Here is an 18823-nt window from a genome sequence, read left to right as displayed (position 1 = left end):
GCGCCGGATGTAAGCCAGGTCAGCGGGTACGGGTGATCAATCGGACCAACTCCCCCGCCGGACCGGACAACACCCGCGGCGGCCTCCAGACCGCGCGGAGCACACGCTGCAGGTCGAGTCCGTCCACCGCGACCGCGACGAGCCGGCCGGAGTCCAGATACTCCTCCACCGCCAGGGTGCTCAGCACCGCCGGGCCCGTGCCCCCGAGCACACTCGTGCGGACCGCGGCTCCGCTCCCGAGTTCGAGCAGCGGTGCGGCCCGGTCGTACTCCTGCAACGCGAGGTCGAGGGTGCGGCGGGTACCGGACCCCTCCTCGCGGACGACCAGTGGTGTCGCCGCGAATTCGGCCACGGTGAGCGGGCGCCGCCGCCGTGCCCACGGATGCTGCGGCGGGACGACCACGACCAGGCGGTCGCGTGCCACCGCGACACTGTGCAGTCCCTCCGGAACCGTCGGCCCCTCGACGAACCCGACGTCGCATCCGCCCTCGGCGACGACGTCACACACCCGCATCGAGTTGTGGACCTGTAACTGGATCTGGACGTCGTCTCGGAGCGTGCGGAAGGCGCCGAGCCACCGCGGGATGAGGTGTTCGGCGACCGTCATCGACGCCGCGACCACCAGTTCGGGTTGCTGTTCGACGCGCAGTGCTGCAGCGGCGTCGAGGAGGCGTTCCGCGTCGGCCAGGACCTCCCGCGCCCAGTGCGCGACCACCGTGCCCTCCGGGGTGAGCACCGAACCCGTGCGGCCCCGCCGCACGAGGACCGCGCCGAGTTGCCGTTCGAGTCGGCGCAGCATGCGGGTCGCGTTGGGTTGGGCGAGACCGGCCGCGCGGGCCGCGGCGCCGAGCCCGCCCCGGTCGTCGACCCCGACGAGCAGTTCCAGAGCGACGAGATCCGGCCAGCTGGTCATGCACGAACGATATGCCGCACTCGCCACTCATATCCATTCGATATGAGCTCATGTCCGATCGACGGCTGGTGCGGACACCGCTGCGGCGGAAGAGTCGAGGCATGCTCACCGTCCACGCGCCCGTGTCCCGGCCCACCGTCGTCCCGGGTCTCCTCGTGGCCGCGGCGGGCGCGGTCGTCGCACTGGGAGCGGCGCACCTGATCCCCGGGACGAGCCCGTTGCTCGTCGCGATCGTCCTGGGTGTGGTCGTGGCGAATATCGGTCTGCCCGCACCGGTGGTCGGCCTTCTGGAGCCGGGCCTGGGTACGGCGTCGAAGCGTCTCCTCCGAGTGGGCGTCGCTCTTCTCGGCGTGCAGCTCGCGGTCTCCGATCTCGTCGACCTCGGGTGGGGCACAGCGGTCGTCGCGGCGACCGTCGTCGTCGCGGGTATCGGCGGGTCGCTCGCCTTCGGCCGGTGGCTCGGGGTGGGCTGGACCCAGCGCCTGCTCATCGCGTGCGGTTTCTCGATCTGCGGAGCCGCGGCCGCGGCGGCGGTCGACGGTGTGATCGATTCGCGCAAACGCGAACTCGTCACCACCGTCGCATTGGTGGTCGTCTTCGGCACCGCGATGATCCCGCTCGTTCCGCTCGCCGCCGGGATGCTCGGGCTGACTCCCGGGACCGCCGGTCTGTGGGCGGGTGCGGCGATCCACGAAGTCGCCCAGGTGGTCGCGACCGGCACCGCCCTCGAGGCCACCGCCGGTGGGGTGCTCGCCGCGGCGGTGACGGTCAAGCTCGCACGGGTGGCACTGCTGGCCCCGGTCGTGACGGTCGTCGGGGTCGTCGCTCGGCGGCGCGGTGAGGACCGCCGCGACGAGCGCACTCCCCCGATCGTGCCGGTCTTCCTGCTGGGTTTCCTCGCGTGCGTCGCACTGCGCTCGACCGGACTGCTCGATCCGATCGTGGTGGAGGCTGCGGGGACGGTGCAGCGCACGCTGCTGACCGTCGCGATGTTCGCCCTGGGCGCGGGGGTGCGCCGGGAAGTGCTCCGCGGCGTCGGATGGCGTCCGATCGCGCTCGCGGCAGCGGCGACCGTCTGGGTCGCGGCGATAGCCCTGATCGGCGTGTTGTCACTCAGCGGGCGGTGACGATCAGGACGGCCGACGAGATCGCGAGCACCACGACCGTGGCGGAGACCGCGACGTTGCGCCACCAGAAATAGGGCGCGCGACCCGCGACCAGACCGCGCACTCGCGCGCGGTGACCGATCCGGGAGGCGAGCAGCACCGCCAGCACGGGCACGAGGCAGATCAGGCCGATCGACGCGACCACGGCACCCGGGCCCGGCACGAACCGCATGAATCCGAGCACCACCGCACCGAGCACCGAGGCGGTGCGCAGCCACGCCAGACTCGTCCGTTCGGGCTGCAGACCGACGTCGCCGTGCCGCAGATCGTCCCGGCTCACGGTGCGGCTCGTCTCACCGGGCGATCGCGACGGCGAGCACGACCCCCGAGACCCCGAGGGCCACGGCGAGCAGATAGGCCACCCACGGCACCGGGAGTGCCCGTCCGGTGCGCATCGCGTGCTCGACGCGGTGCCAGCGGATCAGCGCGAACACCGTGAGCACAGCGGCGAATCCGAGCAACACGCACGCCAGCACCGTGCGGAGCCCCTCCGACACGATGCCGCCCGCGAAGGTCTCCAGCGCGACCGCCGCGGCGATGACGCCGAGCGCGGTCCGCACCCACGCGAGGAAGGTGCGCTCGTTGGCCAGCGTGAAACGAGGGTCCGGGTCCGTACCGTCACGCAGCGCCTTCGGGCGCCAACCGTGCAGCGCCTTCGGGCGCCGGCCTCCGCTGGTCTCCACGGAGCGGACTCTATCCCCGGACCGATCAGCCCACGACGAGATCGGACCCGCGGGCCGCCACGGGACGGGTCTTCAGCGGCCGCTTCGCCGGTCCTTCGACCGGCGCGCCGTCGAGGTCGTACCGGCTGCCGTGGCACGGGCAGATGATGCGATCGTCCTCGACACCGCTGAGATTGCAGCCCTGATGGGTGCAGATCGCGATGAACGCGCGGAAGTCGCCCTCTGCGGGCTGGGTGACGACGAGCCTCTTCGATTCGAGCATGACGCCTCCGCCGACCGGCACGTCCGCGACGGCGGCGACGACCTCCGCATCGGGTCCGGGAGGCGCCGTCGTGGTCGGTGCGGGCACCGCCGATCGCGCCTCGCCGGTGTCGCCGGACGATCCGCAGGCTGTAAGGGCCGCGCCGGCCGCCACCACACCGGCGCCGCCGATGAGGGTGCGGCGCGTGAGCGCCGTGCGGTCGAGGTTGTCGCTGCTCATGCACATGTCCGTTCGGGTCGGGATTCGGTTCTCCCGAGCCTATCGACGAACGTCCGGGCAGGCCGCGACCTGCGTCACCCGCGGCTGTGTCAACGACGCAACGAGGCGAGCAGCGGAAGACGGCGTCGGCGACGACCGAGTTCGACGAGGCTCTCGCGATCGGTGATCTTGACGCGCGGCCGACCCTGGGCTCGTCCGGCCTGCCGCTCGGCGGCGTCGATGGTCTTCCAGCCGTCCAGGTCCACCCGATCGGGCCTGCGCTGTGCGAGCAACCGGTTCAGCGCACGACGGTCGCCGCGGGGAGCGGCGAGTGCACCGGAGTCGAAGTCGGCCAGCAGCGCGGCGACGGTCTCCTTCGCGCATCCCTTGTTGGTGCCGATGACTCCGCTCGGGCCGCGCTTGGCCCACCCGGTGACGTAGACGCCGGCGTCCACACGACCGCCGGTGTTGGGAACGACCCCGCGGACGTCGTCGAAGGGCACACCCGGTAGCGGAACGCCGCGATAGCCGATCGACCGGAGTACGAGCGTGGCGGGCAGGTCCTCGAAACGGCCGGTGGGTCGGGCGGAGAGACGACCACTATCGTCGACGAGTTCGGTGCGTTCGATCCGCACGCCGGTCACGTGGTCGTCGCCGAGCAGTTCGCTCGGCGCGGCGAGGTACCGGAAGACGATGCGGCGGTGCCCGGGACGGACGGGCCGGCCGGCGTACTCGCGGGCGAGACGGACGCGCAGCGCGGTCGCCGCGTCCTCCTCCACGGCCCGGTCGCTCACCGGATCGAGTTCGAGGTCGGCGTCGTCGACGACGACGTCGACTCCGGTGAGGTCGCCGAGGGCGAGGAACTCCGGATTGCTGTACGCGGCCTGGGCCGGGCCGCGCCGGCCGAGCAGGACGACCTCGCGGATGTTGCTCTTCCGCAACGCCGTCAGGGCGTGGTCGGCGATGTCGGTGCGCGCGAGTTCGTCGACGTCCATGGTGAGTATCCGCGCGACGTCGAGGGCGACGTTGCCGTTGCCGACGATGACGGCGCGTTCCCCGGACAGATCGAAAGTGCGGTCGGCGTAGTCGGGGTGGCCGTTGTACCAGGCGACGAACTCGGTGGCAGCGTGGCTGCCGGGCAGGTCCTCACCGGCGACCCCGAGGCGGCGGTCGGACGACGCACCGGTCGCGTAGATCACGGCGTGGTGGTGCTCGAGCAGTTCGGCGTGGGTGATGTCGCGACCGACCTCGGTGGCAAGGTGCAGGGCGAACTCCTCGCGCCGGAACGACCATTCGAACGATTCCGTGACCGCCTTGGTCCCCGGATGATCGGGGGCGACACCGGCGCGCACGAGGCCGAAGGGAGTCGGGAGCCGGTCGAACATCTCGACCTCGACTTCGGAACGTTCGAGCAGTTCCTGGGCGGCGTAGCAGGCCGCGGGGCCGGCGCCGACGATCGCGACCCGCAGCGTTCCACGATCGCGCGGAGGCGCCGGGGTGGGCACGAGGGGCTTCCACCCCTCCGGCGCCGGGTGGTCCTCGTACCAGGCCGCGTTGATCTCGGCGAACCGCATCTGGGAGGGATCGAGCTTGTCGTCGGGCAGGATCGCCTCGACCGGGCACGCGTCGGCGCAGGCGCCGCAGTCGATGCAGGTCTTCGGATCGATGTGCAGCATCTCGGCGGTGGCGAACTCGGGCTCGTCCGGCGAGGGGTGGATGCAGTTCACGGGGCAGACTGCGACGCAGCTCGCGTCGTTGCAGCAGGTCTGGGTGATCACATAGGCCATGGGAAGGGTCCTCGGCAGCCGGGCGGAGCGTCCGCGAATTTCATGTAACGATCCGTAACAGTTAATTCGACTGTAGCGGCTGTCGCCGTGGGTTCGCAAGAGAACCTGCGACCGCCCACCGAAACTGCGAGAATCGCACGATCGGACATCCGACCCGGGGGGACACATGGCCACGTCGACGCCGAGCACCGATCTGCCTCGGACGCGACCGCTCACGGAACTGCCCGAGCAGGCGAACCCCTTCTCCACCGAGCGCACCGTCCGCACCGGCGACGTCGACACCGGTAAGCGACTGCGGCTCGACGGCATCGCCCGCTATCTCCAGGACATCGGCACCGACAACCTCGCCGCCGTCGGCGCGTCCGAGACCGACCCGCTCTGGATCGTCCGGCGCACGATCGTCGACGTGCACCGCCCCGCCGAGTACGGCCGCACGCTCCGGCTGCGACGTTGGTGCGACGCCCTGTCGACGCGGTGGGCGAACGTGCGGGTCCGCTTCGACGACCCCGGCGACGCCCCGGACGGCCCGCTGATCGAGACCGCGGCGTTCTGGATCGACATCGGTCCCACCACCGGCGCCCCCACCCGGATCAGCGACGGCCTGTTCGAGCACATGGCCCGCTACGCGCACGACACACGCCTGAAGTGGACGGCGTGGCTGCCCGCTCGCGCACCCGACGAGGTCGACGACGAACGCGTCTTCCCCCTACGCGCCACCGACCTCGACCCGTTCGGGCACGTCAACAACGCCGTCTACTGGCACGGCCTCGAGGAGCTCCTGCCCCTCCGGCCGGACATCCCGGACGCGCCGTACCGGGCGGTGATCGAACACCTGCGCCCCGTCGCCGCCGGCGAGACCCTCACACTGCGGACGACCCTGCGAGAGGACGGACTGACGGTCTGGTTCACGGTCGAGGATCACACTCGCGCGGTCGCGTGGATCGGCCGGAAACCGGACGCTCTACGGTGGACCCCATGACCCGTACCCTGATCTTGCTGCGCCACGGCAAGTCCGCGTACCCGGACGACGTGGACGATCACGAGCGTCCCCTCTCCCCCCGCGGACGCCGCGAGGCCGGACTCGCCGGTCGCTGGATCCGGGCGAACCTGCCCGAAGTGGACGCCGTTCTGTGCTCCACCGCGACCCGGACGCGCAAGACACTCGCCGAAGCAGCCGTGGAGGCTCCCGTCGAGTACCGCGACAGCCTGTACCACGCCGATCCGGAATCCCTGGTCGCCGAGATCCGGAGAACGGCCGACGACGTGCACACCCTGCTCGTCATCGGGCACGAGCCGACCCTCTCCGCGACCGTCCTCGGGCTCATCACGGATCACAGCACCGACGCTGCCCATCAGGTGGCCGAGAAGTTCCCCACCTCCGCGATCGCGGTCCTCACGGTGAGCGGATCCTGGTCCGAACTGTCGCGAGGCACCGCCGAACTCGTGGACTTCCACATCCCGCGCTGACCCGCGTCCCGAGCGACCCACCCCGAGTGGAACTGCCACGGGACGCTCGCACGCACGCCGTGGCGGCATCACCGTCGAGAACAAATGACGAAGGTCCCGCCCCCGAAGAGAAGAGGGCGGGACCTTCGTCGTCTACTACGGCAGCGAACTACCGGTAGTCGTTGGAGTAACCGTAGTCATCCAGCGGCACTGCAGCGCCGGTGTTCTGGCCGAAGCCGTCCGGCGAGTAGTACTGGTCGTCGTACGCCGGGATGGCGTACGCGGCCGCACGGGCCTCCTCGGTCGGCTGGACCTCGATGTTCCGGTACTTGTTGATACCGGTACCGGCGGGGATCAGCTTACCGATGATCACGTTCTCCTTGAGACCGATCAGCTTGTCCGAGCGGCAGTTGATCGCCGCGTCGGTGAGCACGCGAGTGGTCTCCTGGAAGGACGCCGCCGACAGCCACGAGTCGGTGGCCAGCGACGCCTTCGTGATACCCATGAGGACCGGACGGCCGGCAGCCGGCTCGCCACCCTCCTGAACCACACGACGGTTCGCAGCCTCGAACTCGCTGCGCTCGACGAGCGAACCGGGCAGGAACTCCGTCGAGCCCGAGTCGATGATCGTCACGCGACGCAGCATCTGACGCACGATGACCTCGATGTGCTTGTCGTGGATCGACACGCCCTGGCTCCGGTAGACCTCCTGGACCTCGTGGACCAGGTGGACCTGAACCTGACGCGGGCCCATCACGCGCAGCACCTCGTGCGGATCGGCAGAGCCCTCGAGGAGCTGCTGACCGACCTCCACGTGATCGCCGTCCGCGAGCACGCCCTCGGTGCCGTCGGCCTTGCGGATGACGTGCAGACGCTGACGCTTGGACAGCTTGTCGTACACGACCTCCTCGCCACCGTCGTCGGGGATGATCGTGATCTTGTAGAAACGATCGTCGTCCTCGAGACGGATGCGACCGGAGACGTCGGCGATCGGGGCCTTGCCCTTGGGGACGCGAGCCTCGAACAGCTCCTGGACGCGGGGCAGACCACCGGTGATGTCCTCACCGACGCCACCCTGGTGGAAGGTACGCATCGTCAGCTGCGTACCGGGCTCACCGATCGACTGGGCGGCGACGATACCGACGGCCTCGCCGATGTCGACGAGCTTGCCCGTCGCCATCGAACGGCCGTAGCAGGTCGCGCACACGCCGGTGCCGGTGTCGCAGGTCAGGACCGAGCGGACCTTGACCTTCTGGATACCGGCCTCGAGCAGCGCCTCGATCGCCGGGTCGCCGAGGTCGGAACCACGCTCGACGACGACGTTGCCGTTCGCGTCGACCGCGTCCGTCGCCAGCGTGCGAGCGTAGGTGCTGGTCTCGATGTGAGCGTCGCGCACGAGCTCACCGGTCGGCTGACCGGTCGCGTCGCGTGCGAGCTCGGCGATGGTCATCTCGATGCCGCGCGGCGTGCCGCAGTCGACCTCGCGGACGATGACGTCCTGCGAGACGTCGACCAGACGACGGGTCAGGTAACCCGAGTCGGCGGTACGGAGAGCGGTGTCGGCCAGACCCTTACGCGCGCCGTGCGTGTTGATGAAGTACTCGGCGACGGTCAGGCCCTCACGGAAGGAGGACTTGATCGGGCGCGGGATGAACTCGCCCTTCGGGTTCGTCACCAGACCCTTCATGCCCGCCAGCGAACGGATCTGGGTCATGTTGCCCGCAGCACCGGACTTGACGATCGTGGGGATCGGGTTGTCGTCCGGGTAGTGCGCCTCCATGACCTGACCGACCTCTTCGGTCGCTTCCTGCCACAGCTTGACGAGCGAGTCGCGACGCTCGTCCTCCGAGAGCTTGCCTCGGTCGTACTGCCGCTGGATGGCGTCGGCCTGGGTCTCGTACCGCTCGAGGATGTCCTTCTTCTCCGGCGGAACGAGCACGTCCGCCATCGAGATGGTGACACCCGAACGCGTGGCCCAGTAGAAGCCGGCGTCCTTGAGCTTGTCGACGGTCTGCGCGACAACGATCATCGGGTACCGCTCGGCCAGGTCGTTGATGATCGCGGCCTGGCGCTTCTTCGGCATGATGTCGTTGACGAACGCGTAGTTCGTCGGCAGCAGCTCGTTGAACAGCACGCGACCGAGGGTGGTCTGCGTGGTCCACGGCTCACCGAACTTCCAACCCTCCGGGAACAGCTCGTTCTCGACGTCGCGCGGCGGACGCAGCTGGGTCAGGCGCACCTTGATCGGAGCCTGGACCGACAGCACGCCACGGTCGACGGCCATCTGGGCCTCGGCCGGCGACGAGTAGACGCCCTGCTCGGGCTCGTCGGCGGTCGCGGCCGTGTAGGCGCCGGGGGCGTCCTCGACCAGACGGGTCAGGTGGAACAGACCCGTCACCATGTCCAGACGCGGCATGGCGAGCGGGCGGCCCGATGCCGGCGACAGGATGTTGTTCGACGACAGCATCAGGATGCGGGCCTCGGCCTGCGCCTCCGCGGACAGCGGGAGGTGCACGGCCATCTGGTCGCCGTCGAAGTCGGCGTTGAAGGCCTCACACACGAGGGGGTGCAGCTGAATGGCCTTGCCCTCGACGAGCTGCGGCTCGAACGCCTGGATACCGAGGCGGTGCAGCGTGGGAGCACGGTTCAGCAGAACCGGGTGCTCGTTGATGACCTCTTCGAGGACGTCCCACACCTGCGGGCGCTGACGCTCGACCATGCGCTTGGCGGACTTGATGTTCTGCGCGTGGTTGAGGTCGACGAGACGCTTCATCACGAACGGCTTGAACAGCTCGAGCGCCATCAGCTTCGGCAGACCGCACTGGTGCAGCTTGAGCTGCGGACCGACGACGATGACCGAACGGCCCGAGTAGTCGACGCGCTTACCGAGCAGGTTCTGACGGAAGCGGCCCTGCTTGCCCTTGAGCAGATCGGACAGCGACTTGAGCGGCCGGTTACCGGGACCGGTGACCGGCCGGCCACGACGGCCATTGTCGAACAGGGCGTCGACCGACTCCTGCAGCATCCGCTTCTCGTTGTTGACGATGATCTCGGGGGCACCGAGGTCGATCAGTCGCTTGAGGCGGTTGTTGCGGTTGATGACGCGGCGGTACAGGTCGTTGAGGTCGGAGGTCGCGAAGCGGCCACCGTCGAGCTGCACCATCGGACGCAGTTCCGGCGGGATCACCGGCACGGCGTCGAGAACCATGCCCATGGGCGAGTTGCCGGACTGCTGGAACGCCGCCACGACCTTCAGGCGCTTGAGAGCACGGAGCTTCTTCTGGCCCTTGCCGCTGCGGATGGTCTCGCGCAGCGACTCGGCCTCGGCATCGATGTCGAAGTTCTCGATGAGCTTCTGGATCGCCTCGGCACCCATGGCACCGGTGAAGTACTCGCCGTAGCGGTCCTGGAGCTCGCGGTAGATCATCTCGTCGACGATCAGGTCCTTCGGCTTCAGCTTCGTGAAGGTCGTCCAGATCTCGTCGAGGCGGTCGAGCTCGCGCTGCGCACGGTCACGGAGCTGACGCATCTCGCGCTCGCCGCCGTCCTTGACCTTGCGGCGGACGTCGGACTTGGCGCCCTCGGCCTCGAGTTCGGCGAGGTCGGCTTCGAGCTTCTGTGCACGGGCCTCGAGGTCGGCGTCGCGCTGGTCGGCGACCGACTTCTTCTCGACCTCCATCTCGGCTTCGAGAGTGGAGAGCTCGTTGTGGCGCAGCTCGTCATCGACCGACGTGATGACGTACGCGGCGAAGTAGATGATCTTCTCGAGATCCTTCGGCGCGAGGTCGAGCAGGTAGCCGAGGCGGCTCGGCACACCCTTGAAGTACCAGATGTGCGTCACCGGAGCGGCGAGCTCGATGTGGCCCATACGCTCACGGCGGACCTTGGCGCGGGTCACCTCGACGCCGCAGCGCTCGCAGATGATGCCCTTGAAGCGGACACGCTTGTACTTGCCGCAGTAGCACTCCCAGTCCCGGGTGGGACCGAAGATCTTCTCGCAGAACAAGCCGTCCTTCTCGGGCTTGAGCGTGCGGTAGTTGATGGTCTCGGGCTTCTTGACCTCGCCGTACGACCAGTTACGGATGTCCTCGGCGGTGGCCAGGCCGATCCGGAGTTCATCGAAGAAGTTGACGTCGAGCACGTAACTTCCTTTCCCCTGTGCGGGTTGTATTGCTGCTAGTTGTCGCTATCGCTGCCGGGGCCCGACGCGGTACGCGCCCAGTGGTGTCGGGGTGCGTACCGCGTCGGCTCGGCTCCTAGTTCGCGAGGTCGTCGACCGTGGCCGACTCGTTGCGGGAAAGGTTGATGCCCAGGTTGGCGGCCGCCCGCTCGAGGTCCTCGTCGTCGCCGTCGGCCATCGCGATGGCCGCGCCGTCGCTGGAGAGGACCTCCACGTTCAGGCACAGCGACTGGAGTTCCTTGAGGAGCACCTTGAACGACTCGGGGATACCCGGCTCGGGGATGTTCTCGCCCTTGACGATCGCCTCGTAGACCTTGACGCGACCGACCACGTCGTCGGACTTGATCGTGAGCAGCTCCTGGAGGGTGTAGGCGGCGCCGTAGGCCTGCATGGCCCAGCACTCCATCTCACCGAAGCGCTGACCACCGAACTGTGCCTTACCACCGAGCGGCTGCTGCGTGATCATCGAGTACGGACCGGTCGAACGCGCGTGAATCTTGTCGTCGACCAGGTGGTGCAGCTTGATGATGTACATGTAGCCGACCGACACCGGGTACGGGAACGGCTCGCCGGAGCGACCGTCGAACAGCGTCGCCTTGCCGTCGGGGCCGACCATGACCTCGCCGTCGCGGTTCGGCAGCGTCGAGGACAGCAGACCCGTCAGCTCCTCCTCGCGGGCACCGTCGAACACCGGCGTGGCGATGTTGGTGTCGGGCTCGGCGGCGAGCATCTCATCGGAGAGGTTCTGCGCCCACTCGGGACGGCTGCCGTCGTCGGCCACCTGGATCTGCCAGCCGGCCTTGCCGATCCAGCCCAGGTGCGTCTCGAGGACCTGGCCGATGTTCATACGACGCGGAACACCGTGGGTGTTCAGGATGATGTCGACCGGGGTGCCGTCGGGCAGGAACGGCATGTCCTCCTGCGGGAGGATCTTGCCGATGACGCCCTTGTTGCCGTGGCGGCCGGCGAGCTTGTCGCCGTCCTGGATCTTGCGCTTCTGCGCCACATACACGCGGACGAGCTCGTTGACACCCGGAGGCAGATCGTCGTCGTCCTCGCGCGAGAACACGCGAACACCGATGACCTTGCCGTTCTCGCCGTGGGGCACCTTCAGCGAGGTGTCGCGGACCTCGCGCGCCTTCTCACCGAAGATCGCGCGGAGCAGGCGCTCCTCGGGGGTCAGCTCGGTCTCGCCCTTCGGCGTGACCTTGCCGACGAGGATGTCGCCGTCGCGGACCTCGGCGCCGATGCGGACGATGCCACGCTCGTCGAGGTCGGCGAGGACCTCGTCGGAGACGTTCGGGATGTCGCGGGTGATCTCCTCGGCACCGAGCTTGGTGTCGCGAGCGTCGATCTCGTGCTCCTCGATGTGGATCGAGGTGAGCACGTCCTCCTCCACGAGGCGCTGCGACAGGATGATCGCGTCCTCGTAGTTGTGGCCTTCCCACGGCATGATCGCCACGAGCAGGTTCTTGCCGAGCGCCATCTCACCGTTCTCGGTGCAGGGACCGTCGGCGAGGACCTGGCCGGACTCGACGCGCTGTCCTTCGTCCACGATCGGACGCTGGTTCGAGCAGGTGCCCTGGTTCGAACGGTCGAACTTGCGCAGACGGTAGGTCTTGCGGGTTCCATCGTCGGCCATGACGGTGATGAAGTCGGCGGAGACCTCTTCGATCACGCCGCTCTTCTCGGTGACGATGACGTCGCCGGCGTCGACGGCGGCACGCAGCTCCATGCCGGTACCGACGATCGGCGACTCGCTGCGCACCAGCGGCACGGCCTGACGCTGCATGTTCGCGCCCATGAGGGCACGGTTGGCGTCGTCGTGCTCGAGGAACGGGATCATGGCGGTCGCGACCGACACCATCTGGCGCGGCGAGACGTCCATGTACTCGACCTGGTCGGCGGAGACGTACTCGATCTCCGCGCCCTTCTTACGGACGAGCACACGCTCGTCCGAGAAGCGGTTGTCGGAACCGATCGGCGAGTTGGCCTGCGCGATGAGGTAGCGGTCCTCCTCGTCGGCGGTGAGGTACTCGACCTCATCGGTGACGACACCGTCGACGACCTTGCGGTAGGGCGTCTCGATGAAGCCGAACGGGTTGACCCGCGCGTACACCGACAGCGAGCCGATCAGGCCGATGTTCGGACCTTCCGGGGTCTCGATCGGGCACATGCGGCCGTAGTGGGACGGGTGGACATCGCGGACCTCGAGGCCGGCGCGCTCACGCGACAGACCGCCGGGGCCCAGCGCCGACAGGCGACGCTTGTGGGTCAGGCCCGAGAGCGGGTTGTTCTGGTCCATGAACTGCGACAGCTGGGAGGTTCCGAAGAACTCCTTGATCGCGGCCACGACCGGACGGATATTGATCAGGGTCTGCGGCGTGATCGCCTCGACGTCCTGGGTGGTCATGCGCTCACGGACCACGCGCTCCATGCGGGACAGGCCCACGCGGATCTGGTTCTGGATGAGCTCGCCGACCGTGCGCAGACGACGGTTGCCGAAGTGGTCGATGTCGTCGACCTCGACGGGAACCTCGACGCCGCCGGGGACGGTCATCTTGTTCTCGCCCGCGTGCAGGCGCACGAGGTACTCGATCGTGGCGACGATGTCTTCCTCGGTGAGGGTGGACGCCTCGATCGGCTGGCCCGTGTTCAGGCCGAGCTTCTTGTTGATCTTGTAACGGCCCACGCGCGCCAGGTCGTAGCGCTTGTCCTTGAAGAAGAGGTTCTCCAGCAGGGTCTGCGCGCTCTCCTTGGTCGGCGGCTCGCCCGGACGGAGCTTGCGGTAGATGTCGAGGAGCGCCTCGTCGGTGCCCGCCGTGTTGTCCTTCTCGAGCGTCGACATCATGATCTCGGAGAACCCGAAACGCTCGACGATCTGCTCGGTGGACCAGCCCAGCGCCTTGAGCAGCACGGTGACCGGCTGACGACGCTTGCGGTCGATACGCACGCCGACGGTGTCGCGCTTGTCGACGTCGAACTCGAGCCAGGCACCGCGGCCCGGGATGACCTTGACGCTGTGCAGGTCCTTCTCGGTGCTCTTGTCGACGTTCTTGTCGAAGTACACACCGGGCGAACGCACGAGCTGCGACACCACGACACGCTCGGTGCCGTTGATGACGAAGGTGCCCTTGTCGGTCATCATCGGGAAATCACCCATGAAGACCGTCTGGCTCTTGATCTCACCGGTGTTGTTGTTGATGAACTCGGCGGTGACGAACAGCGGAGCCGCGTACGTCATGTCCTTGTCCTTGCACTCCTCGACGGAGGCCTTGACCTCGTCGAAGCGCGGATCGGAGAAGGACAGGGACATCGAACCCGAGAAGTCCTCGATGGGCGAGAGCTCGTCGAGGATTTCTTCCAGGCCACCGACGACGTGACCGTCGCCGCGCTCGGCAGCCTTCGCGCGCCAGCGCTCCGAGCCGATCAACCATTCGAACGAATCGGTCTGTAGATCGAGGAGCCCGGGAACTTCGAGGGGTTCGCGAATCTTCGCGAACGACACCCTCGTCGGGGCTCCGGGGATTCCGGCTACTGCCTTGGTCTGGCTAGAGACTGCCAAGATGCGTCCTTCCAGCACCTCACGCGGGCCGCTCCAACCGGTGCGACCGCCGCTGTACCTGCTTCTTCATGTGGGGCGTTTTCGCTGGTCGCAACCCGAACGAGAACCCCACCGACGCACCGAAACGGTCTCGCTCGAAAGAGCGAATTCCGACTCGACGATCAGAAGGTGAACAGGAGGCAGCCAGCGCAAAGAACTAACCTACACCTGAGTAGGCGAAATGTCCACAGGGGTGCCTCAAAGAAACCTGGCAAACGACCTCGAGCGGCTCACGAGGAAGCCTTCAGTCGAACAGGCGTACCGATAGAGTGACCGCTCGCGTCGCCTGCGTCAAGACTGCGCGTCCGGAACGATCCGCGCGTCGCGGCCGCGGACGCCCCCGGTGAGGGGGCGATCCGCAGCCGTCGTCACCGGTCGCGGATCTCCGAGACCAGCCATCGTCCGTCCGACTTCTCCATCCTCACCAGCAGCGGTGCGGCCGCACTTCCCTGGGCGATCCCGTCGCCGGTGGCGCTGACGTTGATGTAGGCGGCGACCTCGGCGCGGGTGTCGTCGAGCATCGTCACGCCGATGTGCTCGACCATCACCTCGGTGACCGTGCGGGTGTCGATCGCGGCCTTCTTGGTGACGTCCGCGGTCGAGTCGAACTCCTCGAGCCGCTCCGGGGTCAGCAACTCCCGGATCCGGCCGAAGTCCTCGTCGATGGTGCGGTAGTCGTAGCCGTGCATGGTCTCGATCGCGACCTTCGCGGCCTCGGTGACCTCGCGTGTCTCCGCGGTGTCGACCCACGCGACGTTCGAGATCTCGGCGCCGGGGCGGAAGGCTGCGACCGCGGCGATCACCGCGAGCACCACCGCCACCGCACCGACGACGATCACCGGACGCCACCCACCGGAGGCACGCGACCTGCCGGCGTCACCGGCGGGAGGCCCGGGCGGATCAACCGGCTCGGCCGGAGACTCCGTCGGGTGCTCTGCGGGAGTTCCGTCGCCGGCCGCCGGGGCCGGCTTCTCCTGCTCCTCGTCCTGCTTGTCGAGCGTCACCTCGGAGGGTCGTGACTGCTCGGCAGAAGTTTCCTCGGCAGAGTTTTGCTCTGCCCGGGTCGGGCGTTCGTCCTCTGCCCGGGTCGGGCGTTCGTCCTCTGCCCGGGTCGGGCGTTCGTCCTCTGCAGGGGTCGCTCGAGGCGGTCGGGACGTGCCGGCGACCTTCGGCCGACGGCGCGGGGGCCCACTGGGGCCGGTCTTCCGTCGCTGCGGGGGCACTACACGTTCTCCTTCGTCGACTTGCCGAACATCACGGGCCCGCCTCGCCCTCGGGCGCGGGCGCCCCGGAACCCTCGGGCGCGGGCGCCCCGGAACCCTCGGGCGCGGGCGCCCCGTCCGGTGCGGGCTGCGCGCCGGGATCGGGAGCCGGAGCACCGGGGACCGGTCCCGACTCCATCTCGACGGAGGCGAGCGGTTCGATGGTCTCGGCCTTCCACACGTCACCGTCCTTGCGCAGCGACACGAGCACCGGGACCTTGTTGGTCACGAAGTACTCGGGAGTCTGGGTGCGCACGGCCAGGACGACGAGCGCCTTGCCCAGGTCGTCGTCGGTGTTGAGTTCGGTGAGCGTTCCGAACAGCACCTCGGCCGACATGCTGGTGCCGGTCTCCGCGACCCGAGCCCGGATGTCCTCTTCGGTCGCCGCGAGATCGTTGCGCAGGGCGTCGCCGGTGATCGACGACCGCATGTTCTCGATCGACAGGTCGACGTCGTTCGCGTCGACGCTGTTCAGGTTGACGGCCGCCTGCATGGCTCCCGAGAGCGCGGCGTCGCGCGCCTCGGCAGCCGAACGGTCCACCAGGAGCGCGCGCCCCCAGCCGTAGCCGAACCACACCGCCGCCGCGAGGGCGACGACGGCGAGCACCGAGACGACGGCGAGGGCCGCCCTGCGTGCCCCGCCCGGCCCCCGCCCGTCCGCGGACGAGTTGCCGTCGGCGGAGGGGGGCGGGGTGGGCGGAGCGTCGGAGGAAATTGGTGCACTCACTCCACAAACCTACTAACTGCTCACTTCGGGGTGACTCCGAGCAACGGCGCGAGCTGCGTCGCGATCGGATTCAGGTTGAGCTTGTCGGGGTCCTTCTTCGGCTTGAAATCCCAGGGCTGGATCGTGTTCGGATCGGCGAAGACGATGCGGTTCGCGCTGCGCACGCCGGTGACACTGCCCTGCGGCACCTCGCACGAGGCGTTCGTGTTGAACGGGAAGTCCTGCTGGGTCTCGTCGAAGTTCGGATCCTGCGCGCGCATCTGCGCGAGGATCTCCTGCGTCCCCTCGTACCCGATGGTGCACGAAGGCGGATTGTTGGTCTCGAGCACGATGCCCTGACGCACCGCGCCGTCGCCCGGAGCGACCGTACTCGCACTGCCCGCGACGGCGGGAAGGAAGGCCAGGAGCGGCTGCAGAGCGATCGACTGCGGGGCTGCCGCTTCCGCCACCGCCGCGAGGTTGGCGAGGTCGGTGGTCAGGCCCGGGCCGGAGCCCTCGATCAGCTGGGAGAGCTGGTCGCTCGCGTCGGTGCCGGTGTCGATCAGGCGTCGCAGGTCGGGGTCGCTGTCGCGGAGCTGCGCGGTCACCAGATCCAGATCCGAGCTGAACTGCTGGATCGCCGACGACTGGGCGGACTGCGTGTCGAGCACCGTGAGGCTGTCGCGGATGAGCGTAACGGTCTGCGGCAGGTATTCGGTGCCCTTCTCGCTGAGACCGGCGAGCGCGTCGACGAGCACCTGCAGGTCGTCGCCGCGGCCGTCGAAGGCCGCGCCGAGCTCGGTGACGACGGTGCGCAGCGGCTCGAGCGGAACCGAGTACACGAGGTCGTTCGTGCTCAACAGCAGGTCTTCGACCGGCGTGGGCAGATCGTCCTCGGTGCCCTCGATGACGGAGCCCTGTTCGAGATAGGGGCCCTCGTCGTTCGGCGGCTGCAGATCGACGTACTGCTCACCGATCGCCGACCGGTTCGCCACGACGGGACGCGCCGACGCCGGGATCTGCGGTCCGCCGTTGTCGAGGCGCAGTTCGACGTTGATTCCGTCGTCCGTGAGGCTGAGCGCCCCGACTCGACCGACGGGCACCCCACGGTAGGTGACCTCGGCGTTCGGGAAGATGCCACCGCCGGTGGGGAACCGCGCGTCGACGGTGTACTGGCCGAAGCCCATGAGGTTGTCGAGCCGCACGTACCGGGCACCGACGAACACGATGCCGAGCAGGGCGATGACCACGAACAGCGCGAGCTGCACTTTCACCAGGCGCGATCTCACTGCCCACCCCCGAGTCCGAGCTGATTCAGCAAACCTTCCAGCGGCCCCGGCGGCGGGGCCTCGTCACCGTCGGTGCCGGTGCCGGTGCCGGTATCGGTGTCCGTACCGGCCTCGGTGACCCCCGGGATCTCGATGCCGTCGGGCAGCGACACCCCTTCGGGCAGGGTCACACCGGGCAGACGCGGAGTAGGAAGCACCGGCAGCAACGACACGGTGGGCCAGCCCGGGGCAGGTCCGTTCCCGTCGTAGTACGGGTTGGACGGGTCGACGAGCGGCTTCGGATTGCCGAACTTCGGCTGGCGGTAGACCGGGTCGCCCTGGCCCACACCGAGCGCGGCCAGCGCATCGCCGATCTGCAGGTCGACGAGGAGGAAGAGGTTCACCGAGTTGCCCAGCGCGACCTTCTCGACACCGTCCGGGAACGGCACCGTGGGCACGAAGGAGAGCGCCTCGACGAGATCGTCGCCCGACGCCGCGAGTGCCTGGAGGGTCGGGCGCAGCGCCAGGAGATCGGCGATCAGATCCTCCTTGGACTGATCGAGGACGTCGACACCTGCGGTGCCGAGCCGGTCGAGCTGGCCGAGCAGCTGGGTCAGCTGCGGCCGCTGTTGCTCGAGCACCTCGGTCGCGACCGGCAGTTCGTCGAGCACGGCGGCGATCTTGTCGTTCTGCTCCGCGACCCGCACCGTGAGCTCGTCGAGTCCGTCGAGCGCCCGGGTGATGTCGTCGCGTTGCTGTTCGAGACCGGTGATCAGGGTCTCGGCCTGCTCGATGAGGCTGCGCGTGGTTCCCTCGCGGCCGTCGAAGGCCGTCGACAATTCGTTGACGATCGGCGCGAGCTGGCCGACACCGCCGCCGTTGAGCAGCAGCGACAGCGCGCCGAGCACCGGTTCGAGTTCGGTGGCGTGCCGGGTGCGGTCGAGCGGGATCACGTCGCCGTCGGCGAGCCGGCCCGTCGGGGGCTCGTCCTCCGGAGGCGTGAGCTGCACGAACTTCTCACCGAGCAGACTCGACTGTTCGACGCTCGCGAGCGCGTTCGCCGGCAGGTCGACGCTCGAGTCGAGCACGATGCCGACGTCGGCGGTCCATCCGAAATCGGATGCGACCGAGATCGATTCGACGCGCCCGACCGGCACACCGTCGACCTTCACGCTCGACTGCGGAACCAGGTCGAGCACGTCGTCGAACTGGATGGACAGACGGATCGGATCGCTACCCACGTCGGCGCCGCCGGGCAACGGGACGTCGGACAGACCTCCGCACCCCGCGACCGTCACCGCGACCACGCACGCGGCCGCTCCGAAGACACCTGTGCGGCCCATCCTCT

The 18823-nt window shown here is 68.5% G+C and carries 14 protein-coding genes; 3 read left to right on the top strand and 11 right to left on the bottom strand.

Features of this window, described 5'->3' with window-relative positions; translation table 11 throughout:
* Window positions 1-19 precede the first annotated feature (19 nt).
* The gene (locus NVV99_RS19520) at window positions 20-913 is read right to left on the bottom strand and encodes a LysR family transcriptional regulator (protein WP_019291245.1); all 894 of its coding nucleotides are present in this window, start codon (window positions 911-913) and stop codon (window positions 20-22) included.
* A gap of 101 nt (window positions 914-1014) precedes the next feature.
* On the opposite strand from NVV99_RS19520, the gene NVV99_RS19515 reads away from it, so the two are divergent.
* Complete coding sequence (locus NVV99_RS19515) at window positions 1015-2040, top strand: YeiH family protein (protein ID WP_258913157.1); 1026 nt, start codon at window positions 1015-1017, stop codon at window positions 2038-2040.
* Here the strand turns inward: NVV99_RS19515 and NVV99_RS19510 are convergent.
* The 4 genes from NVV99_RS19510 to NVV99_RS19495 form a co-directional block, all read right to left on the bottom strand.
* Window positions 2027-2359, bottom strand: a complete 333-nt coding sequence (locus tag NVV99_RS19510) for a DUF202 domain-containing protein (protein WP_006552269.1) — start codon at window positions 2357-2359, stop codon at window positions 2027-2029. The two genes, NVV99_RS19515 and NVV99_RS19510, sit on opposite strands and share 14 nt — an antisense overlap.
* Before the next feature lie 13 nt (window positions 2360-2372).
* Window positions 2373-2762, bottom strand: a complete 390-nt coding sequence (locus NVV99_RS19505) for a YidH family protein (RefSeq protein ID WP_174556260.1) — start codon at window positions 2760-2762, stop codon at window positions 2373-2375.
* A gap of 25 nt (window positions 2763-2787) precedes the next feature.
* Window positions 2788-3243 (bottom strand): Rieske (2Fe-2S) protein, encoded by a 456-nt coding sequence (locus NVV99_RS19500; protein WP_006552271.1) that lies wholly within the window; start codon window positions 3241-3243, stop codon window positions 2788-2790.
* Window positions 3244-3332: 89 nt separating this feature from the next.
* Window positions 3333-5009, bottom strand: coding sequence for an FAD-dependent oxidoreductase (locus NVV99_RS19495; protein WP_258913156.1), 1677 nt, complete (start codon window positions 5007-5009; stop codon window positions 3333-3335).
* Window positions 5010-5175: 166 nt separating this feature from the next.
* On the opposite strand from NVV99_RS19495, the gene NVV99_RS19490 reads away from it, so the two are divergent.
* The gene (locus NVV99_RS19490) at window positions 5176-5988 is read left to right on the top strand and encodes an acyl-[acyl-carrier-protein] thioesterase (RefSeq protein ID WP_024101674.1); all 813 of its coding nucleotides are present in this window, start codon (window positions 5176-5178) and stop codon (window positions 5986-5988) included.
* The gene (locus NVV99_RS19485) at window positions 5985-6476 is read left to right on the top strand and encodes a histidine phosphatase family protein (protein WP_006552274.1); all 492 of its coding nucleotides are present in this window, start codon (window positions 5985-5987) and stop codon (window positions 6474-6476) included. Before NVV99_RS19490 ends, NVV99_RS19485 begins: the two co-directional genes overlap by 4 nt.
* A 148-nt stretch (window positions 6477-6624) precedes the next feature.
* Here NVV99_RS19485 and NVV99_RS19480 read toward each other — a convergent pair whose 3' ends face one another.
* The 6 genes from NVV99_RS19480 to NVV99_RS19455 form a co-directional block, all read right to left on the bottom strand.
* Entirely contained in the window at window positions 6625-10596 is a 3972-nt protein-coding gene (locus NVV99_RS19480; RefSeq protein WP_006552275.1) for a DNA-directed RNA polymerase subunit beta', read from the bottom strand.
* A 115-nt stretch (window positions 10597-10711) separates the two neighbouring features.
* Complete coding sequence (locus NVV99_RS19475; RefSeq protein WP_039585362.1) at window positions 10712-14218, bottom strand: DNA-directed RNA polymerase subunit beta; 3507 nt, start codon at window positions 14216-14218, stop codon at window positions 10712-10714.
* A 389-nt stretch (window positions 14219-14607) separates the two neighbouring features.
* Window positions 14608-15243, bottom strand: coding sequence for a hypothetical protein (locus NVV99_RS19470; RefSeq protein WP_200358451.1), 636 nt, complete (start codon window positions 15241-15243; stop codon window positions 14608-14610).
* 250 nt (window positions 15244-15493) lie between these two features.
* A complete protein-coding gene (locus NVV99_RS19465) occupies window positions 15494-16228 on the bottom strand; it encodes a hypothetical protein (RefSeq protein WP_228044616.1) in 735 nt (244 codons plus the stop codon).
* A gap of 20 nt (window positions 16229-16248) precedes the next feature.
* The gene (locus NVV99_RS19460; RefSeq protein WP_039958116.1) at window positions 16249-17496 is read right to left on the bottom strand and encodes an MCE family protein; all 1248 of its coding nucleotides are present in this window, start codon (window positions 17494-17496) and stop codon (window positions 16249-16251) included.
* Window positions 17493-18818 (bottom strand): MCE family protein, encoded by a 1326-nt coding sequence (locus NVV99_RS19455; protein WP_247849608.1) that lies wholly within the window; start codon window positions 18816-18818, stop codon window positions 17493-17495. The genes NVV99_RS19460 and NVV99_RS19455 overlap by 4 nt, the downstream gene beginning before the upstream one ends.
* Window positions 18819-18823 lie beyond the last annotated feature (5 nt).

It is taken from the genome of Rhodococcus sp. PAE-6 (assembly GCF_025290685.1).
Classification (GTDB): domain Bacteria; phylum Actinomycetota; class Actinomycetes; order Mycobacteriales; family Mycobacteriaceae; genus Rhodococcus; species Rhodococcus pyridinivorans.
Note: the sequence above shows the minus strand (reverse complement) of the source record. Positions and strands in the feature narration are given on the sequence as shown.